Annotated in this window: 21 protein-coding genes; 11 read left to right on the top strand and 10 right to left on the bottom strand. The window is 68.7% G+C overall.

Features of this window, described 5'->3' with window-relative positions:
• Positions 1–7 precede the first annotated feature (7 nt).
• Complete coding sequence (locus tag ACE37J_RS09850) at positions 8–607, top strand: LysE family translocator (protein WP_409710816.1); 600 nt, start codon at positions 8–10, stop codon at positions 605–607.
• On the opposite strand, the gene ACE37J_RS09845 is transcribed toward ACE37J_RS09850, so the two are convergent.
• Both ACE37J_RS09845 and lpdA read right to left on the bottom strand, forming a co-directional pair.
• Positions 594–1,298, bottom strand: coding sequence for a class I SAM-dependent methyltransferase (locus tag ACE37J_RS09845; RefSeq protein ID WP_409710814.1), 705 nt, complete (start codon positions 1,296–1,298; stop codon positions 594–596). The two genes, ACE37J_RS09850 and ACE37J_RS09845, sit on opposite strands and share 14 nt — an antisense overlap.
• Before the next feature lie 115 nt (positions 1,299–1,413).
• Positions 1,414–2,808, bottom strand: a complete 1,395-nt coding sequence (gene lpdA / locus ACE37J_RS09840) for a dihydrolipoyl dehydrogenase (RefSeq protein WP_409710812.1) — start codon at positions 2,806–2,808, stop codon at positions 1,414–1,416.
• A 144-nt stretch (positions 2,809–2,952) separates the two neighbouring features.
• Between lpdA and ACE37J_RS09835 the strand changes: the two genes are divergently transcribed.
• Positions 2,953–3,531: a nitroreductase gene (locus ACE37J_RS09835; protein WP_409710810.1), complete on the top strand. Its 579-nt coding sequence runs from the start codon at positions 2,953–2,955 to the stop codon at positions 3,529–3,531.
• Positions 3,531–4,226 carry an EI24 domain-containing protein gene (locus ACE37J_RS09830; protein WP_409710808.1) on the top strand — a complete coding sequence of 232 codons (696 nt, stop codon included), beginning with the start codon at positions 3,531–3,533 and terminating at the stop codon, positions 4,224–4,226. The genes ACE37J_RS09835 and ACE37J_RS09830 overlap by 1 nt, the downstream gene beginning before the upstream one ends.
• On the opposite strand, the gene ACE37J_RS09825 is transcribed toward ACE37J_RS09830, so the two are convergent.
• From ACE37J_RS09825 to ACE37J_RS09795, 7 genes are all read right to left on the bottom strand, one after another.
• On the bottom strand, positions 4,223–4,420 hold the full coding sequence (locus ACE37J_RS09825) for a hypothetical protein (protein ID WP_409710806.1): 198 nt from the start codon (positions 4,418–4,420) through the stop codon (positions 4,223–4,225). The genes ACE37J_RS09830 and ACE37J_RS09825 overlap by 4 nt on opposite strands.
• 143 nt (positions 4,421–4,563) lie before the next feature.
• Positions 4,564–4,701, bottom strand: coding sequence for a hypothetical protein (locus ACE37J_RS09820; protein ID WP_409710804.1), 138 nt, complete (start codon positions 4,699–4,701; stop codon positions 4,564–4,566).
• Positions 4,702–4,780: 79 nt separating this feature from the next.
• Positions 4,781–5,050: a DUF1467 family protein gene (locus ACE37J_RS09815; protein WP_409710802.1), complete on the bottom strand. Its 270-nt coding sequence runs from the start codon at positions 5,048–5,050 to the stop codon at positions 4,781–4,783.
• Positions 5,047–5,451: a methylmalonyl-CoA epimerase gene (gene mce, locus ACE37J_RS09810; RefSeq protein ID WP_409710800.1), complete on the bottom strand. Its 405-nt coding sequence runs from the start codon at positions 5,449–5,451 to the stop codon at positions 5,047–5,049. The genes ACE37J_RS09815 and mce overlap by 4 nt, the downstream gene beginning before the upstream one ends.
• Positions 5,452–5,514: 63 nt before the next feature.
• Positions 5,515–5,985 carry a CreA family protein gene (locus ACE37J_RS09805; protein ID WP_409710798.1) on the bottom strand — a complete coding sequence of 157 codons (471 nt, stop codon included), beginning with the start codon at positions 5,983–5,985 and terminating at the stop codon, positions 5,515–5,517.
• 65 nt (positions 5,986–6,050) lie between these two features.
• Entirely contained in the window at positions 6,051–9,491 is a 3,441-nt protein-coding gene (gene dnaE, locus ACE37J_RS09800; RefSeq protein WP_409710795.1) for a DNA polymerase III subunit alpha, read from the bottom strand.
• A gap of 9 nt (positions 9,492–9,500) precedes the next feature.
• Positions 9,501–10,391, bottom strand: coding sequence for a DMT family transporter (locus ACE37J_RS09795; protein ID WP_409710792.1), 891 nt, complete (start codon positions 10,389–10,391; stop codon positions 9,501–9,503).
• Between the two features lie 121 nt (positions 10,392–10,512).
• On the opposite strand from ACE37J_RS09795, the gene ACE37J_RS09790 reads away from it, so the two are divergent.
• The 6 genes from ACE37J_RS09790 (at position 10,513) to ACE37J_RS09765 (ending at position 15,164) form a co-directional block, all read left to right on the top strand.
• Complete coding sequence (locus ACE37J_RS09790) at positions 10,513–11,265, top strand: sterol desaturase family protein (RefSeq protein ID WP_409710789.1); 753 nt, start codon at positions 10,513–10,515, stop codon at positions 11,263–11,265.
• Between the two features lie 4 nt (positions 11,266–11,269).
• Entirely contained in the window at positions 11,270–12,034 is a 765-nt protein-coding gene (locus ACE37J_RS09785; protein WP_409710786.1) for a sterol desaturase family protein, read from the top strand.
• A 63-nt stretch (positions 12,035–12,097) separates the two neighbouring features.
• Positions 12,098–12,310 carry a hypothetical protein gene (locus ACE37J_RS09780; protein ID WP_409710783.1) on the top strand — a complete coding sequence of 71 codons (213 nt, stop codon included), beginning with the start codon at positions 12,098–12,100 and terminating at the stop codon, positions 12,308–12,310.
• A gap of 79 nt (positions 12,311–12,389) precedes the next feature.
• The gene (gene speB / locus ACE37J_RS09775) at positions 12,390–13,340 is read left to right on the top strand and encodes an agmatinase (protein ID WP_409710780.1); all 951 of its coding nucleotides are present in this window, start codon (positions 12,390–12,392) and stop codon (positions 13,338–13,340) included.
• Between the two features lie 10 nt (positions 13,341–13,350).
• Positions 13,351–14,973, top strand: a complete 1,623-nt coding sequence (locus tag ACE37J_RS09770; RefSeq protein WP_409710777.1) for a thiamine pyrophosphate-dependent enzyme — start codon at positions 13,351–13,353, stop codon at positions 14,971–14,973.
• Between the two features lie 68 nt (positions 14,974–15,041).
• Positions 15,042–15,164, top strand: a complete 123-nt coding sequence (locus tag ACE37J_RS09765) for a hypothetical protein (RefSeq protein WP_409710774.1) — start codon at positions 15,042–15,044, stop codon at positions 15,162–15,164.
• A gap of 94 nt (positions 15,165–15,258) precedes the next feature.
• On the opposite strand, the gene hisI is transcribed toward ACE37J_RS09765, so the two are convergent.
• Positions 15,259–15,627: a phosphoribosyl-AMP cyclohydrolase gene (hisI, locus tag ACE37J_RS09760; protein ID WP_409710771.1), complete on the bottom strand. Its 369-nt coding sequence runs from the start codon at positions 15,625–15,627 to the stop codon at positions 15,259–15,261.
• Between the two features lie 63 nt (positions 15,628–15,690).
• Between hisI and ACE37J_RS09755 the strand changes: the two genes are divergently transcribed.
• Together ACE37J_RS09755 and ACE37J_RS09750 are read left to right on the top strand one after the other, a co-directional pair.
• The gene (locus ACE37J_RS09755; RefSeq protein ID WP_409710768.1) at positions 15,691–16,140 is read left to right on the top strand and encodes an iron-sulfur cluster assembly scaffold protein; all 450 of its coding nucleotides are present in this window, start codon (positions 15,691–15,693) and stop codon (positions 16,138–16,140) included.
• Positions 16,141–16,271: 131 nt separating this feature from the next.
• The gene (locus ACE37J_RS09750; protein ID WP_409710765.1) at positions 16,272–17,672 is read left to right on the top strand and encodes a selenium-binding protein SBP56-related protein; all 1,401 of its coding nucleotides are present in this window, start codon (positions 16,272–16,274) and stop codon (positions 17,670–17,672) included.
• Position 17,673 lies beyond the last annotated feature (1 nt).

Raw genomic sequence — 17,673 nt, 5'->3', positions numbered from 1 at the left:
TTCGGGCATGGAAACCGATCTCCTCCTCGGCCTCGCGGCCTTCGCCTTCGCCTCTTCGGTCACGCCGGGGCCGAACAACATGATGCTGATGGCCTCCGGCGCCAATTTCGGCTTCCGCCGGACGCTGCCGCACATGCTCGGCGTCGCGCTCGGCTTCGTGGCGATGGCGGTGCTGGTGGGGCTCGGGCTCATGCAGGTCTTCGCACGCTGGCCGATCCTGCATGACATCCTGATGGTCGTCTCGGTCGCCTATCTCCTCTGGCTCGCCTGGCGAATCGCCAATGCGGCGCCAAAGACGGCGGAGGCTGGCGCCCGCCCGATGACCTTCCTTGAGGCCGCGGCCTTCCAGTGGGTCAACCCGAAGGCCTGGACGATGGCCCTGACGGCGGTGACGGTCTATGCGCCGGACCGGAGCCTCGCCGCGCTGGCGGCGGTGGCGCTCATCTTCGGGGCGATCAACCTGCCCTCCGTCGGCTCCTGGGCCGCGCTCGGCGTGCTGACGCGGCGGGCGCTGACGACGCCGGCGCGGCTCCGCCTCTTCAACCGGGCGATGGCGCTCCTGCTCGTCGCCTCGCTCTGGCCCGTCCTCGCGCCTAGCGCTTGGTGAAGCGGGCGACGACGCTGAGCCCGGCGATGCGGTTCCAGCGGCAGAAGAGCGCCTCGACGCCGCAGACCGCCTTCAGAACGGCGTTGAGCGGAGCCGGCACGGGCTTCATGTCCGAACTGTCCGCCTTGCTGCCGCGCTTCAGGAGGCGGACGGCGACGGCGATGGGGAAGATCGCGCCGAAATAATAATGCAGCTCCTCCGGCTCCGCCCCGACCGCGCGGATCGTCCTGGCCAGACGCGCGCAGGTATAGCGGCGGCGATGGTCGAGATAATCGTCATGCGCGCTCCAGAGGAATTCGAAGGCCGGCACGGTGATGACGAAGGTCGCGCCCTTCGGCGCCTTGTCCCAGTATTCCTTCAGGAGCCCGACATCGTCATCGACATGTTCGAGCACGTCCATGAGGAGGACGAGATCGGAGCCGTAGGATTCGACGCCCTTCACATAGGCGACGGAGCGCCCGCCGCCGAGCGTCTCCTCCCGCTCCTCGTCGTAGCCGGGATCGACGCAGACCGCGCGCTGGCCATAGCCGTTGTCGAGGAACCAGCGGCTGAACCAGCCGAGCCCGGCGCCGACATCGAGAATTTCCTTCGGCCGGGGGGTGAGCTTGCGCGCCACCATGCGGGCCTTGGACGTGTAGTACCAGTGCGTGTCCGCGCTGTCGCCGAGGGCGTTGCGTTCCTTCAGATCCATGCCGGCTTTCCCCTCAAAGACCGCGTCGTCCGGATTAGTCCGCCTTGAGCCACGGGTCAGGCGGCGCAGTCAAGGCGGCGAAAGCGCGCGAAGGCGCTGAAAGTCGGCGCAATTCTCAGAAATGCACCGCCCTTCCATAAGCGTCCAGCACGGCCTCGTGCATCATCTCGGAGAGGGTCGGATGCGGGAAGACGGTGTTCATCAGCTCCTCCTCCGTCGATTCCAGCGTGCGGGCGACGACATAGCCCTGGATGAGCTCGGTAACCTCGGCGCCGACCATGTGCGCGCCCAGAAGCTCCCCCGTCTTCGCGTCAAAGACGGTCTTGATCATCCCTTCCGACTCGCCGAGGGCGATGGCCTTGCCGTTGCCGATGAAGGGGAAGCGGCCGACGCGGACCTCGTAGCCCTTCTCCTTGGCCTTCGCCTCGGTGAGGCCGACGCTGGCGACCTGCGGCTGGCAATAGGTGCAGCCGGCGATGGATTCGGGGCGGACGGGATGGGCGTGGTTGTTGCCGGCGATCAGCTCCGCCACCATCACGCCCTCATGGCTCGCCTTGTGCGCGAGCCAGGGCGCGCCCGCCACGTCGCCGATGGCGTAGAGCCCCTCGACGCCGGTGCGGCAATATTCGTCGGTCACGACATGGGTGCGCTCGACCTTGACGCCCAGCGCCTCCAGCCCCAGCCCCTCGACATTGCCGACGATGCCGACGGCGGAGATCACCGTGTCGAACTCCATCGCCTCTGTCTTGCCGTTCTGCTCGACATGGGCGGTGACCTTGCCCTTTCCCCGGTCCAGCGACTTCACCATCGCCTTTTCGAGGATCTTCATGCCCTGCTTCTCGAACTGCTTCTTCGCATGGGCGCTGATCTCCGCGTCCTCGACCGGCAGGATCCGGTCCAGCACCTCCACAACCGTCGTCTCGGCGCCGAGCGTGTTGTAGAAGCTGGCGAATTCTATGCCGATGGCGCCGGAGCCGATGACGAGCAGCTTTTTCGGCATCCGCGGCGGGACGAGCGCGTGCCGGTAGGTCCAGACGAGATCGCCGTCCGCCTCCAGCCCGGGCAATTCCCGCGCGCGGGCGCCGGTGGCGAGGATGATCGCACGGGCGGAGAGCGCCTCCTCCCCCTTCGCCGTCTTGACCTTGACCTGGCCTTTGGCGGGGATCGTCGCCTCGCCCATCACCACGGCGACCTTGTTCTTCTTCAGGAGATGGCCGACTCCGGAATTGAGCTGCTTGGCGATGGCGCGGGAGCGCTTCACCACGGCGTCGAGATCGTAGCCGATCCCCTCCGCCTTCAGGCCGAATTCCTTGGCCCGGTGCATGAGGTGGAACACCTCGGAGGTGCGAAGCATCGCCTTCGTGGGGATGCAGCCCCAGTTGAGGCAGATGCCGCCGAGATTCTCGCGCTCCACCACGCAGGCCTTCAGCCCGAGCTGCGCGGCGCGGATCGCGGCGACATAACCGCCAGGGCCGGCGCCGATCACGATGACGTCGTATTCGCTGGCCATGAACGGCTCCCTCCCGCCTGATTTCGCCGGAGATTAGGCGCTGGGGCCGAGGGGGGCAACCTTGACAACAGGCAGGCGGCTGCGGAGATGGGCGGGAGAGCCACGCCCGAGCGCGCCGCGAGAAACGACATCCCCGGAGAGACCATGCCCGCACGAAACGAGGCCGCGCTCGACTTCCTCCTCACCCGCCGCTCCCGCCCCGCCAAGACGCTGACGGACGCGGCGCCGGACGAGGCGGAGATCCTGACCCTGCTGACGGCGGCGTCCCGCACGCCGGACCACGGCAAGCTCGAACCCTTCCGCTTCCTTGTGATCCGCGGCGCGGCGCGCGCGCGGCTGGCCGAACGCTGCGCGCATCACATGAAGGAGGCGGGGGAGGAGCCCGAGAAGATCGCGAAACAGGCGGGCGGATTCCTCCATGGCGGGGCGATCGTTGCGGTCGTCTTCTCGCCGAAGCCCTCGGAGAAGATTCCGGAATGGGAGCAGCATCTGGCGGCGGGGGGCGCCTGCCTCGCGCTTCTCAACGCCGCGCTCGCCGCGGGCTGGGGCGCGAACTGGCTGACGGGCTGGGCCTCCGAGTCCCGCGCCTTCCTCGAGGGCGATCTCGGGCTCGCGGCGCATGAGCGGATCGCCGGGTTCATCCATGTCGGCGGCGAGACGTCCGCGCCGCCGGACCGGCCGCGGCCCGATCTCTCCCTCGTCACGCAGTGGATCGACGCCTGATGCTCGAAGCGATCGCGAAGGCGCTGGCGCAGGTCTTCGACCCGCGCTTTCTCGGCATTCTGGTCCGCTCGCTCGTGCTCACGGTCGGTCTTCTCGCCGTGCTGATCGCCGCGGCGATCTGGGCGCTCGGCTTCCTGCCGGAGGTGACCTTCACCCTGCCCTTCACCGACCTCTCGGTGACCTTCTTCGACGAGTTGGCGGCGGGGCTCTCCATCGGGCTCATTCTCGTGCTTTCCGCATTCCTGATGTTCCCGGTGGCGGCGATCTTCGTCGGCTTCTTCCTCGACGAAGTGGCGGATGCGGTGGAGGCGCGGCACTTCCCGCATCTGCCGCCGGCGCGGCGGCAGGGATGGGGCGAGATGCTGAGGAACGGTCTTTCCTTCGCGCTCGTCCTCGTTCTCGCCAACGCGGCCGCGCTGATCGTCTATATCCTCTCCACCGCGCTCGCGCCCTTCATCTTCTGGATCGTGAACGGCTTTCTGCTCGGGCGGGAGTATATCGAGCTGGTCGCGCTGAGGCGCATGACGCCCCCGCAGGCGAAGGCGTTCCGGCGGAAGCATCTGATCGGCGTGTGGACGATGGGGGCGCTTCTGGCCTTCCCGCTCTCGATCCCGATCGTGAATCTCGTGGCGCCGCTGGTCGGCGTCGCCGCCTTCGTCCACCTCTATCATGGCAAGGCGGGGGCGGCCCGCTAGCGGCTGCCGCCGCCGCTGAAGCCCCAGTATTGCCAGGCGGGGCGGTTCGCGGTTCCCTCGGTCGGCAGTTCCGAGGCGTTCAGCGGGGGCGCGGCGCGCACCTCCGCCGGCGTCGGCGCGGCGGTCCGCACGGCGGGCGACGGGGCGCAGGCGGCAAGCGCGGCGAGAAGCGTGAGGGCGGCTGCCAGTCTCATGGTCGTATCCTTCCGGTTGACCACCGAGACATGGGCGGCGGGAGGCCTGCCGGGAAATCCCGCTTCGTCACAAGAGCGAGAGCGCGGAGACGGAAGCGCCGCGGGCGGAGGCCGCCCGCGGCGCGATGTTCAGCCGTCCGGGCTCAGGAGCCGGTGGAGGGCGCAACGATCGGCGCTTCGGCCGTCGTCGCCTTGGAAGAGAAGGAGCAGGGGCCGGCGGAGGCGGCGGAGGCGAAGGCGAGGCCGCCGAGAAGGGCGGTGGCGATCGTCAGGGCTTTCATCGTCAGTCTCCTCTGTTGGGGGTCTTGCACGGAAAAAGAGTAGCGCGATTCAGCGCGACCTCAAATGAAAACCTGCGCGTCACTGCGGGCGGCTGAAAACCGTCGCAATATCGGCCACGGTCAGGATTTCGCTCTCGATAAAGGCGAAAGCGGCGACCCAGGCCACCGCGGCCGCGATGGTCGTCCAGATCAGCTTCTTCTTCATCAACGGCTGGTCCGGGGCGCCCGCGGGCGTCCCCGGCTCGACCTCGCCCGCCTCTTCCTGGCTGCGGACGAAGAGCGGGAGGATCAAGTAGAGCGCAACGAACCACAAGACCGCGTAGAGAACGATGCCATTGGTGAGGCTCATACTTGCTCCAGCTCCACCAGAGCGCCCTGGAAATCCTTCGGATGGAGGAACAGGACGGGCTTGCCATGCGCCCCGATCTTGGGCTCGCCCGTGCCGAGCACACGGGCGCCGGACGCCTTCAGCCGGTCCCGGGCGGCGATGATGTCCTCCACCTCATAGCAGATATGGTGGATGCCGCCGGCCGGGTTCTTTTCGAGGAAGCCGGCGATGGGCGAATTCTCCCCCAGCGGGTGAAGAAGCTCGATCTTCGTGTTCGGGAGCTCGATGAAGACGACTGTCACGCCGTGGTCCGGTTCGTCCTGCGGCGGGTTCACCCTTGCGCCGAGCGTGCCGGCATATTGCGCGGCTGCGGCTTCAAGGTCCGGCACGGCGATGGCGACATGGTTCAGGCGGCCGATCATGGGCGTCTCCGTATTGGCTTTCACCGGTCTAGCCGCGCCCGGCGCGCACGACAATGCGGCGCGTCATTCCGCCGCCGCGCTCTCCCACGGACGGATCACGACGGCGGAGATCGCGTTCTTCGGGCTCCCGTCGATCAGCTTGTCAGAATAGGAGAGATAGACGAGCGTGTTCCGCGCCTCGTCATGGAACCGCACGACCTGCAGCGCCTTGAAGAGGAGCGAGGTGCGCTGGCGGAACACCTGCTCGCCTTCCTCCAGATCCTCGGGGATCGTAACCGGCCCGGTCTGCCGACAGGCAATGGAGGCGTCCGACGTGTCCTCCGCCAGACCGAGCGAGCCGGAGATGCCGCCCGTCTTGGCGCGGGAGAGAAAACAGGTGACGCCCGGAACATCAGGGTCGTCAAAGGCTTCCACCACGATCTTGTGGTTCGCGCCGAGCAGCTTGAAGGCGGTGTCGACTTCCCCGATCTCCTCCGCCGCGGCGGGGGCGGCGGGGGCGGCGAGAAGGGCGAGGGCAAGGAGGGCGGCGCGCATGGAGGCTCCCGATCCGAATGTTAACACCCTTCACATAAGGGGCGGCCTCGCGCGGCGCCAGCCCCTCAGAACTCCTCCACATGCAGCACGCCGGGGATCGCCTTGATCGCGCTGCGGATCGCGGGCGGCACGCGGTAGGCGCCCGGCGCGGCGATCTCCACCTCCCGCCCGTCCTCCGGGAGGATCATGACAAGGGAGACGGGGCCGCCCCGCGCCGCCTTCGCATCCTCCAGCCGCGCCCGGATGCTGGGGAAGGCCCGCGCCTCCCGCACGTGGACGCGGAGGCCCGCCGCCGCGTCCCCCTCCACCGCCTTGTCGAGCGGTTGGACGCCCTGCGTGAGGAACTTCACCTGATCGCCGTCAATCTCCGGCGTCACGGAGAGGACGACGTTGCGGCCGGGTTCGAGATCGTCGCGATGCGCCAGCAGGATCTCGGAGAAGACCGTCACCTCGTAGACGCCGGTCGGGTCCGAGAGGCGGACGAAGGCGAAGCGGGAGCCGCGGGCGGATTTCCGCTCCTGCCGCGCCATGACGGTTCCGGCGATGCGGGTGGCGACGCCGGTGCGCCCTCGGGCGACGATGTCGGCGTATCGCTCCACCCTCTTGCGCCTGAGCGCGGGGGCGTAGTCGTCCAGCGGATGGCCGGAGAGGTAGAAACCGATTGCGGCGAACTCCTCCGTCAGCCGCTCCATCGGCGCCCAGTCCTCCGGCGCGGGGAGGCGGGGCGGCGGCAACGCCTCCCCCGCCCCGCCGAAGAGCGAGACCTGCGCGGAGCCCGCCGCCTCCGCGCTTCCGGCCGAAAAGGCGATGAGCGTGTCGACCGATTCGAAGACGCGGCGGCGGTTCGGCTCCAGGCCGTCGAAGGCGCCTGCGCGGGCGAGCATCTCAAGCGGGCGCTTGCCGATCCGCTTAAGCTCCACACGGCGCGCAAAATCGAAAAGGTCGGTGAAGCGCCCGCCTTCGTCCCGCGCGGCGACGATCAGCTTCATCGCCTCGGCGCCGACATTCTTCAGCGCGCCGAGGGCGTAGAGGATGCAGCCGTCCTCCCCCCTGGCCTCCACGTCGAAATCGGCGGCGGAGCGGTTCACGTCGGGGGGGACGATGGCGAGGCCAAGCCGCTGCGCCTCCCGATGGTAGATCGCCAGCTTGTCGGTCAGGTGGAGGTCGCAGGTCATCGCCGCGGCGAGGAACTCGACGGGGTGGTTGGCCTTCAGCCATGCCGTCTGACAGCTCACCACGGCGTAGGCGGCGGCGTGGGACTTGTTGAAGCCGTAATTGGCGAACTTGTCGAGCAGGTCGAACACCTCCTGCGCCTTCGCCGCCGGAACCCCGTTCTTCGCCGCGCCTTCGAGGAAGAGCGGGCGCTGCGCGTCCATCTCCGCCTGCACCTTCTTGCCCATCGCGCGGCGAAGGAGATCGGCGCCGCCGAGGGAATAGCCCGCCATCTTGCGGGCGATCTCCATCACCTGCTCCTGATAGACGATGATGCCCTGCGTCTCGTCGAGAATCTCGTCGATCAGCGGGTGGATGCCCGTGCGCTTCTCCCGCCCGTTCTTCACGTTGCAGTATTTCGGGATGTTCTCCATCGGCCCGGGCCGGTAGAGCGCGACGAGCGCCACGATGTCCTCGATGCAGGTCGGCTGGAGCTGGCGCAGCGCGTCCCGCATCCCCTGGCTTTCCACCTGGAACACGGCGACGGTGTTCGCCGAGCCGTAGAGCGCATAGGTCTTCTCGTCATCGAGCGGGATGGCGTTGATGTCGATCTCCACGCCGCGGGCCTTCAGGAGGTCGAGCGCGCAGCGGATCACCGTCAGCGTCTTGAGGCCGAGGAAGTCGAACTTCACGAGCCCGGCCTGCTCAACCCATTTCATGTTGAACTGCGTCGCCGGCATGTCGGAGCGCGGGTCCTGATAGAGCGGGGTCAGCTCGACCAGCGGCCGGTCCCCGATCACGACGCCGGCGGCGTGGGTGGAGGCGTTTCGCAGCAGCCCCTCCACCTTCTCCGCGAGGTCGAGGAGCTGCCCGGTGACGAAATCGGAAGCCGCCTCCTCCGCCAGCCGTGGCTCCTCCACCCGGGCGCGGGCGACGGACATGGGCTTCACGCCCTCCATGGGGATGAGTTTCGAGAGACGGTCCACCTGGCCATAGGGCATCTGGAGCACGCGCCCCACATCCCGCACGGCGGCCTTGGACATCATGCCGCCGAAGGTGATGATCTGCGCCACCCGGTCCCGCCCGTAGCGCTCCTGCACATAGGCGATGACCTCCTCCCGCCGGTCCATGCAGAAGTCGATGTCGAAATCCGGCATGGAGACGCGCTCGGGGTTCAGGAAGCGCTCGAACAAGAGGCCGTAGCGCAACGGGTCGAGGTCCGTAATCGTCAGCGCCCAGGCGACCAGCGAGCCCGCGCCCGATCCGCGGCCGGGGCCGACCGGAATGTTCCGCGCCTTCGCCCATTTGATGAAATCCGCGACGATGAGGAAATAGCCCGGGAAGCCCATCCCCTCGATCACGCCGAGCTCGTAGTCGAGCCGCTTCGCATACTCTTCGGGCGGGGCGACGGGATCGACCGTCGCCAGCCGCTCAGCGAGCCCTTCCCGCGCCTGCCGGCGCAGCTCCTCCACCTCGTCATCGGCGAACTTCGGCAGGATCGGCGCGATGGTGACGGGCCGCCAGTGGCAGCGGCGGGCGATCTCCACCGTGTTCTCGACGGCTTCCGGCAGGTCGCTGAAGAGCTGCGTCATCTCCGCGGCGGACTTGAAGCGGTGATCGGGCGTGAGCCGACGCCGGCTCTCCTCGTTCACATAGGCGCCCTGGCCGATGCAGAGGAAGGCGTCATGCGCCTCGAACATCGCCTCATCGGGGAAGTGCGCGTCGTTCGTCGCGACAAGGGGAAGCGCGCGGGCATAGGCCTCCTCGACGAACCAGCGCTCCGTCGCCTCCTCGTCCGGCGTGCGAAGGGCGCCGTTCTGGCCGTGGCGCTGAAGCTCGACATAGAGCCGGTCGCCGAAAGCCTCCGAGAGACGCCGGAGCAGCGCCCCCGCCTCCGCCGCCCGCCGCTCCCGCACGAGGCGCCCCAGCGGCCCGTCCGGCCCGCCGGTGAGGAGGATCAGCCCCTCGCTCCGCTCGATCAGGCGCTCGACCGTCACATGATGCGGCGCGTCCCCCGCTTCGAGATGGGCGGCGGAGGAGAGGGCCATGAGGTTGCGATACCCCGCCTCCGACATGGCGAGAAGAACGACCGGCGCGGGCGCCGCAGCGCGCTGCCCGGGCTGCGGCGGCGGGGCGTAGGCCAGGTCGAGCTGGCAGCCGATGATCGGCTGCACCCCGGCCTTCGCAAGCGTCTCCGACGCTTCGAGCGCGCCGAAGAGGTTGTTCGTGTCGGTGATCGCGACGGCGGGCATGCCCTCCGCCGCGCAAAGCTTCGGAAGCGCCTTCACCGGGATCGCGCCTTCGAGGAGCGAATAGATCGTGTGGACGCGGAGATGGATGAACGAGTCGGCCATGGGCGGAGGCTAGGACGCCCCCCGCCGCGGCGCCAGCGTCATCGCGATGGAGGCGACGATGAGGAGGAGCGCGACCGCCTTCGCCGCCGTCGCCGCCTCCCCGAGGAAGAGGATGGAGGAGAGGACGCCGACGACCGGCGCCGTCAGCGTCGCGATGGCGGCGACGGAGGCGGGGAGGCGCCCGACCAGCACCGCGAAGAGCGTGTAGGAGACGACCATCGGCCCGAGCACATGGAAGGCCAGCGTGGCGAGGACGGGCGCGGAGGGGAGCGGGACTGTCCAGGGCTCCTCCAGCATGAGCACGACGGGCCAGATCGCAGCGGTCGAGACGACGAAGAACCAGACGGTGCGCGCAAGGGGCGACAGCGCCCAGTTCCGCGCCTTCATCGAAACGTTCCCGAGCGCCCAGCAGAACGCGGCAAGCAGCATGACAAGGAGCCCCGCCGGCGCCGCCGCAACCTGCGCGTAGCTCCCCCAGCCGAGCGCCGCTAGGCCGGCGAGCCCGATCCCCAGCGCTGCGACGCGGCGGCCCGTAAGACGCTCCCCGAGGAAGAATGCTGCGAGGACGGCGGTCAGCGCCGGCATCGTGTAGGCGACGATCGCGGCCTTCGACGCCTCCGTCAGCGTCTGGCCGATGGAAGTCAGCGCGTTGAAGGCGAAGACGCTGAGGAGCCCGGTGCGGACCAGCGCCGGAATCTCCTCGCGCGGCGGCAGCAGCCGATGGCCGAGCGCCAGCGCGACGAGTGCAAGGAGGCAGGCGGCCATGGGGAAGGCCAGCGCCCGGACGGTGAGCGGCGGCAGCTCCGTCATCATGAACTTCACCGCCGGCCAGTTTAGCCCCCATAGGAGACCGACCGCCAGGACGATCAGCGCCGTTCCGTATCGCGATCCGCCGCCCAAAGCCGCCCCTTTTCCGCCCGTGGCGCGAAGGGGCGCCGGGCGCGGGCCTGAGTCAAGACAGGGGCGGTGGCGCCTTGGCGTCTTGGGCGCTATGTTGCGGCGCAGGAGAAGGAAGACCCTCATGGCGTTCGCCGCGCATCTCGCCGTTCTCACCGCGCTCATCTGGGCGGCGACGACAGCGCTTTATTTCGCCGGCGGCCTCGCGATCCGCGCCTACGCCCGCCGGTATCCGGAACGGAAGATCCAGGCGCGGGCGGACGGGGAGGCGCGGGCGCGGGCGGAGATCATGGAAAGCCTCCGTTCCATCGCGATCACCAGCTTCTGCATGGCGCTCGCGATCTGCCTCTCTCTCTTCGGCTGGACGCTCTGGAGCCCGATGGAAGGCTGGATCGGAATCGCCATCGGCGCGGCGCTGCTGATCCTAGGCTATGATCTCTATTATTACTGGGCGCATCGGCTGCTGCACACGAAGCGCTTCGTCCGCTTCCACCGCTGGCACCATCAGAGCCGGGCGCCCACCGTCTGGTCCACCGACAGCCAGAGCCCTGTGGAAACGCTGATGATCCAGAGCTGGATGATCTTTGCGGTCATCCTCCTCCCGATCCCGCCTCTCGCGCTCGTCGTCCACCGGCTTTATGACCATTTCAACGGCCAACTCGGCCATTGCGGCTACGAGTTCTTCGCGGACCGGAGCACGCGGGCCCCCTCCCCGCTCGTGTGCACAACCTATCATGACCAGCACCACGAGCTTTACAGCTGGAATTACGGCAACTTCACCTCGATCTGGGATCGCCTGCACGGCACGCTCCACCCGGATTACGACCAGCTTGTGAAGGCGCGCGAGGCCACGGCCCCGCCGGCGCCGGCGGAGTAGCGCTGTGGCGGAGCTCGGCGTTCTTCTCGGGCTCTGGGCCGCGGTCTACGCCGCCACCGTCTCGCTCTATTTCGCGCAGGGCTTGCTCCTTCTCCGGATCAACGCGCGCCGGCCTGAGCGGCGCATCCAGAAGCGCCGGCGGGGGGAGGACCGGGCGCGGGTCGAGATCGTCCAGTCCCTCAAGTCGCTCGTCGTGACCTGCGGCTGCCTCGCAGGGGGGCTCTGGCTGCAATGGATGGGCTGGACGCTCTGGTCCCCGCTGGACCTTTCGATCTGGAGCCTTGCCGGGATGTTCGCGCTCTCGGTCGTGCTCTACGACGCCTGGTTCTACTGGGGCCACCGGCTGATGCACTGGAAGCCGCTCTACCGGCATCACCTCTGGCATCACCGCTCCGTCGCGCCGACCGTATGGTCCAACTATTCGGACTCGTTGCCCGACGCCTTCGCGATGCAGTCCTATTATCTGATCGCGCCCGTCCTCCTCCCGATCCCGCCGCTGGTGCTGCTCCTTCACCGGCTCTGGGATCATGTGAACGGGCAGATCGGCCATTCCGGCTTCGAGCATTTCGCGGACAGGACGACGCGCTTCCCCTCGCCCATGGTCTGCGTCACCTTCCATGACCAGCATCATGAGAAGTTCGGCTACAACTACGCCAACTTCTTCTCCTTCTGGGACCGGCTCTGCGGAACGATTCATCCGGACTACGACAGGCTCGTCGACGCGCGGAGCGGCGAAGCGGGGCGGGCGGAGAAGACGCCGGCGGAATGAGCGCGGCGATTTGACTGGGAGGCGCGGCGCTGCATCTTCCTCCCCCGCAAGAGGGAGACAAAGATGCAGAAACAGCACGCAGACCAGGACCAGCGGAAGATCCTAAGCCTCGCCCATTTCATCTCCGGCGGCGCCAACGAAACCGATGCGCTGAGCGCCGCGCGCGCCCGCCACTGGCTTGATGAGGCGGGCGCACCGACGCCGGAGGGGCTGGACCTCGTCGCGGCGGTGAGCACCCAGACCGACACACGCTCGGCCTTCCGCAACCTCTTCTGATCGCGCTGCGCCACGCGCGAAAGCGTCGGCCTTGCGGCGGCTCCGCCCTCCCGCCATGCTGCGGGAAAAGGAGCCCCGCATGTCTGAAACGCTCGACTTCTCCGACCCGCGCCAGCGCCCCCGCTTCACCGGCCTCGCGACCTTCTTCCGCATGCCCTATGTCGAGGAGTTCGCGGGCTCGGGCCTCGATATCGGCGTCTGCGGCGTGCCCTATGACGGCGGCGTGACGAACCGGCCTGGCCCGCGGCACGGGCCGCGCGAGGTGCGGAACCAGTCCTCCCTCATCCGCGGCCACAATCAGGCCACGGGCGAGGCGCCGTTCCTCAAGGCGAAGGTCGCGGATATCGGCGACGCCTGGATCCAGAAGCCGTTCGAGCTGGAAGGCGCGCACCGCGAGATCCAGTCCTATTTCGACCGGGTCAAGGCCGCCGGAATCCGCCCGCTGACCTGCGGCGGAGATCATTCCGTCTCCCTCCCCATCCTCCGCGCGCTGGCGAAGGAGGGGCCGGTGGGCATGATCCATATCGACGCCCATGCGGATACGGGGAACGATTACGGCGGCAGCCGCTTCCATCACGGCGCGCCGTTCAAGATCGCCGTGGACGAGGGCCTGCTCGACCCGAAGCGCGTGGCGCAGATCGGCATCCGCGGGACCATGTACAACCCGGACATGTGGAAGTTCTCCTATGACAGCGGCATGCGCGTCATGAAGATGGAGGAGGTGGAGGAGAAGGGCTGGCGCGCGGCGATGGCGGAGGCGCTGGACTTCGTCGGCGCGGGGCCGATCTATGTCAGCTTCGACATCGACAGCCTCGACCCCGCCTTCGCGCCCGGCACCGGCACGCCGGAGGCCGGCGGCCTCACGATGCGGGAGGCGCAGGGGATGATCCGGATGCTGGGGGGCTGCGAGATCATCGGCGCGGACATGGTGGAGGTCTCCCCTCCCTTCGACGTCGGCGGGGTCACCGCGCTCAACGGCGCGACCGTGATGTTCGAGCTTCTCTGCGTCATGGCCGCGGGCAAGGGCTGAGCCGATGCGGATGAGCGGGGGAGAGGCCATCGTCGCCGCGCTGGCGGAGCATGGGGTGGATACGGTGTTCGGCCTGCCGGGCGTGCAGACCTATCCGATCTTCGACGGGCTGGCGAAGCGGGCGGGCGCGATCCGCACCATCGGCGCGCGGCACGAGCAGGCGACGGCCTACATGGCTTTCGGCTATGCGCAGGCGACGGGGCGGCCCGGCGTTTACTGCGTCGTGCCCGGGCCGGGCGTGCTCAACACACTCGCCGCGCTCTCGACCGCCTGGGGCTGCAGCCTTCCCGTCCTCTGCGTGACGGGGCAGACGCCGCGCGCCTTCCTTGAGGCGAAGCGCGGTCATCTCCACGAGATTCCGGACCAGCTCGGCGCGGCGGGCCGGTTCTGCAACTACGCCTCCCGGATCGAGCGGGCGGAGGACGCGCCGCGCATCGTGGCGGAGGCGTTCCGCGCCATGCTCTCGGGCCGCCCCGGCCCCGCGCTGATCGAGATGTGCTGGGACGATCTGGCGAAGGAGGGCGAGGCGGAGCCCTTCGCCCTCCTGCCCCTTGCGCCGCCGCCCGCGCCCGATGCGGGGGCAATTGCGGAGGCGGCGCGGCTCGCCCGCGCGGCGAAACGGCCGATGATCGCGGTCGGGACGGGGGCGCGGCATGCGGGGCCGGAGGTTCTGGCGCTCGCCGAGGCGCTCGGCGCCCCGGTCGTCTCCCATCGCGGCGGGCGGGGGATCGCGCCTTCGGACCATCCGCTCGCGCTCTCCTCCTACGCCGCGCGCACGCTCTGGGAGGAGACGGACCTTCTGATCGGAATCGGCTCCCGGCTCGAGATGCCCTATATGCGCTGGTCCGGCATGGGGACGCGGATCGTGGAGCCGGAGGCGCCGCCGCACCTGATCCGGATCGACATCGACCCCGACGAGATGGGGCGGCTCGTGCCCCATGTCGGGATCGTGGCGGATGCGGCGGCGGGGGCGGAGGCGCTCCGCGCCGCGCTCGAAGGCCATGAACCGGCGGGGCGGGAGCGGCTCCAGCAGGCGCGCGCCCGCGCGGCGCAGGCGATTGCGGAGGTGCGCCCGCATGTCGGCCATCTCGAGGCGCTCCGCCGCGCCCTGCCGCGAGAGGGGATCTTCGTCGACGAGCTCACGCAGGCCGGCTACGCCGCCTTCTTCGCCTGGGACGTGTTCGCGCCCCGCACCTATGTGACGAGCGGCTTCCAGGGCAATCTCGGCTACGGCTTCATGACCGCGCTCGGCGTGAAGGCGGCGCGGCCAGAGCTGCCCGTGCTCTCGATCACGGGGGACGGCGGCTTCCTCTACGGCGCGAGCGAGATGGCGACGGCGACGCGGGAGGGGCTGAACGTCACGGTCGTCCTCTTCGACAACGGCGCCTATGGCAACGTGAAGCGGGACCAGATGCGGCTCTACGAGGGCCGCGCGTTCGCCTCCGACTTCGACAATCCGGATTTCGAGCTCCTCGCCCGCGCCTATGGCTGGCGTTACGCCCGCGCCGAGGGGGCCGAGGCGCTGGAGGCGGCGGCGCGGGAGGGGCTGGCGGCGGAGGGGCCGACGCTGGTTCATGTTCCGGTGAGGCTGGAGGACGAGGTGAGCCCCTGGCCGCTGATCATCAAGGGGTGAGGGGGGCGTCTGCCCACGGGCGCTCTATGGGGCGCGCCTTCACCATCCCTTTTGTCCGGCCTCGATGAGTGACCTTCCAGTGGAAGGTCGCGGAGGCCGTCGCCCGGAGGCGCAAGCCGGAGGGCGAGGGGCGCCAAGCCGCCGCCTCGGTCGAAGATCAGGCTGTGACCGCCGCGGTGGGCGCGGGCTGATCTGACGCGGGTCAGATCAGCCGGGCGCTCTATGGGACGGCCCGAAAGACGATCCGGCCGGGTCTTAGGCGTCACTTGCTTCCGCCCGGAACGCTCACCCCGCCTGCGGCTCCATGATCTCCACCGCCTCGCCCCCGCGCACCGCGGTGTAAAAGCAGCTCCGCCGGTTGGTGTGGCAGGCCGGGCCCTCCTGCTCGACAAGGAGGAGGAGGCAATCCCGGTCGCAGTCGAAGCGCAGCTCGACGAGGCGCTGGACATGGCCGGACGTCTCCCCCTTCCGCCAGAAGGCGGCGCGGGAGCGGGACCAGTAGCAGACGCGCCCGGTCTCCAGCGTCTCCCGCAGGCTCGCCTCGTTCATCCAGGCGAGCATTAGCACCTCGCCCGTCGCCGCCTCCTGCGCGATGGCGGGGATGAGGCCGCGGGAATCCCAGGCGAGGGCGGCGGGGTCGAACGGCGCCGGCATGGCGGGCTCCTCTTTGCGGATCGGTCTTGCGGCGCTATCTATGACGCTGGACGGGAGAATGACATGGCCGAGACGGACCTGATCCAGCTTTACTCGAAGCGCATCCTCGCCCTCGCGGCGGACATGCCGCTGACCGCGCCGATCGAGGGCGCGAACGGCGCCGCCAAGGCCCGCTCCCCGCTCTGCGGCTCCACGGTTTCCGTATCGCTCCGGGAGGAGGACGGCAGGGTCGCCGGCTTCAGCCAGGACGTGAAGGCCTGCGCGCTCGGCCAGGCCTCCGCCGCCGTGCTTGGCGGGGCCGTGCTCGGTCGGAGCCGGGAGGAGATCGCGGCGGGGCGGGAGGCGCTCCGCGCCATGCTGAAGGAAGGCGCGCCGCCGCCGGGCGCGCCGTTCGAGGCGCTGGAGGTGCTGGAGCCGGCGAAGGACTACCGCAATCGCCACGCCTCCATCCTGCTGGCATGGGACGCGACGCTTCAGGCGCTCGACGAGGCGGCGAAGCGGCGCGCCGGCTGAGCCCGGACTCCCAGAAAAGACTCCCCCCTCGGGCCTGCCGGGACTAGGCTTCCCTTCGGGGCCGCGAGAGACGGCCCGAAGGCGCCGCGGAGAACCGGGGCGCCGGCACAGCCGCAAGGGGAGTCAACGCCATGAACATGCGACCCGATCCTACATTCCACCCGACCCCGCGGATGGCGATGGAGGCCCCGCCGGAGACGCTCGCTTTCACCCTGCTGCTGAGCCCGGACGGCTCGCAGCCCGACGGGCTCGCGGTGATCGACGTCGATCCGAAATCGAAGAGCTATGGCGAGATCGTCCACTCGCTCTTCATGCCGAACAAGGGGGACGAGTTCCATCATTTCGGCTGGAACGCCTGCTCCTCCGCCCTCTCGCCGCTCACCGGGCACGCCTTCCTCGAACGGCGTTATCTCATCATCCCCGGCATCCGCTCCAGCCGCATCTACGTCATCGACGTGAAGGAGCCGCTGAAGGCGAAGATCCACAAGATCATCGAGCCGGAGGAGCTCTTCGCCAAGACCGGCTATTCCCGCCCGCACACGATCCATTGCGGGCCTGAGGGAATCTACGTCTCCACTCTCGGCGGCGGCGGGAAGGACGGGACGGACGGGCCGCCGGGCATCTTCATCATGGATTGCGAGACCTTCGAGATCCGCGGCCGCTACGAAATGGACCGCGGGGCGCAGTCGAAGCACTATGATTTCTGGTGGAACCTGCCGCGGGACTACATGGTGAGTTCCGAATGGGGCCTGCCGCCGCAATTCGAGAACGGGATCGTGCCGGAGGACCTGCTCTCCAACAAGTACGGCCACATGATCCATTTCTGGGACCTGCGCGCGCGTCGCTGCGTCCAGAGCATCGACCTTGGCGCGAACCACCAGATGGCGCTGGAAATCCGGCCTGCGCACGACCCGGCGAAGGAATACGGCTTCTGCGGCGTGGTGGTGGACACGACAAACCTCCAGGGCGCGATCTTCACCTGGCGGCGAAAGGCTGACGGGAGCTTCGAGGCGGTCAAGACCATCACGATCGACCCGAAGCCGGCCGACCCGGCGGACCTGCCGGACCTCCTGAAGGGTTTCGGCGCCGTTCCGCCGCTCGTGACCGACATCGACCTCAGCCTCGACGACCGGTTCCTCTATGTCGCCTGCTGGGGGCTGGGGGAGATGCGGCAATACGATGTGTCCGACCCGATGAACCCCGTGCTGACCGGCAAGGTGGAGATCGGCGGGATCGTCGCCAAGGCGCCGCATCCGAACGGGAAGACCTTCGGCTACGGCCCGCAGATGGTGGAGATCAGCCGGGACGGGAAGCGCGTCTACTGGACTAATTCGCTCTATTCGACCTGGGACGACCAGTTCTATCCGGGCGAGCGCGGGGCGGCGATGGTCTGCGCCGATGTGGGGCCGGAGGGCGGACTGACGCTCAACAAGGACTTCTGGGTGGAGTTCCCGAAGGGCTATCGCAGCCACCAGATCCGGCTCGAGGGCGGGGACTGCTCGACCGACAGTTTCTGCTATCCGAACGTCTGAG

It is taken from the genome of Pikeienuella sp., assembly GCF_046290545.1.
Classification (GTDB): domain Bacteria; phylum Pseudomonadota; class Alphaproteobacteria; order Rhodobacterales; family Rhodobacteraceae; genus Pikeienuella.
This window is presented reverse-complemented; position numbering and strand designations above follow the sequence as displayed.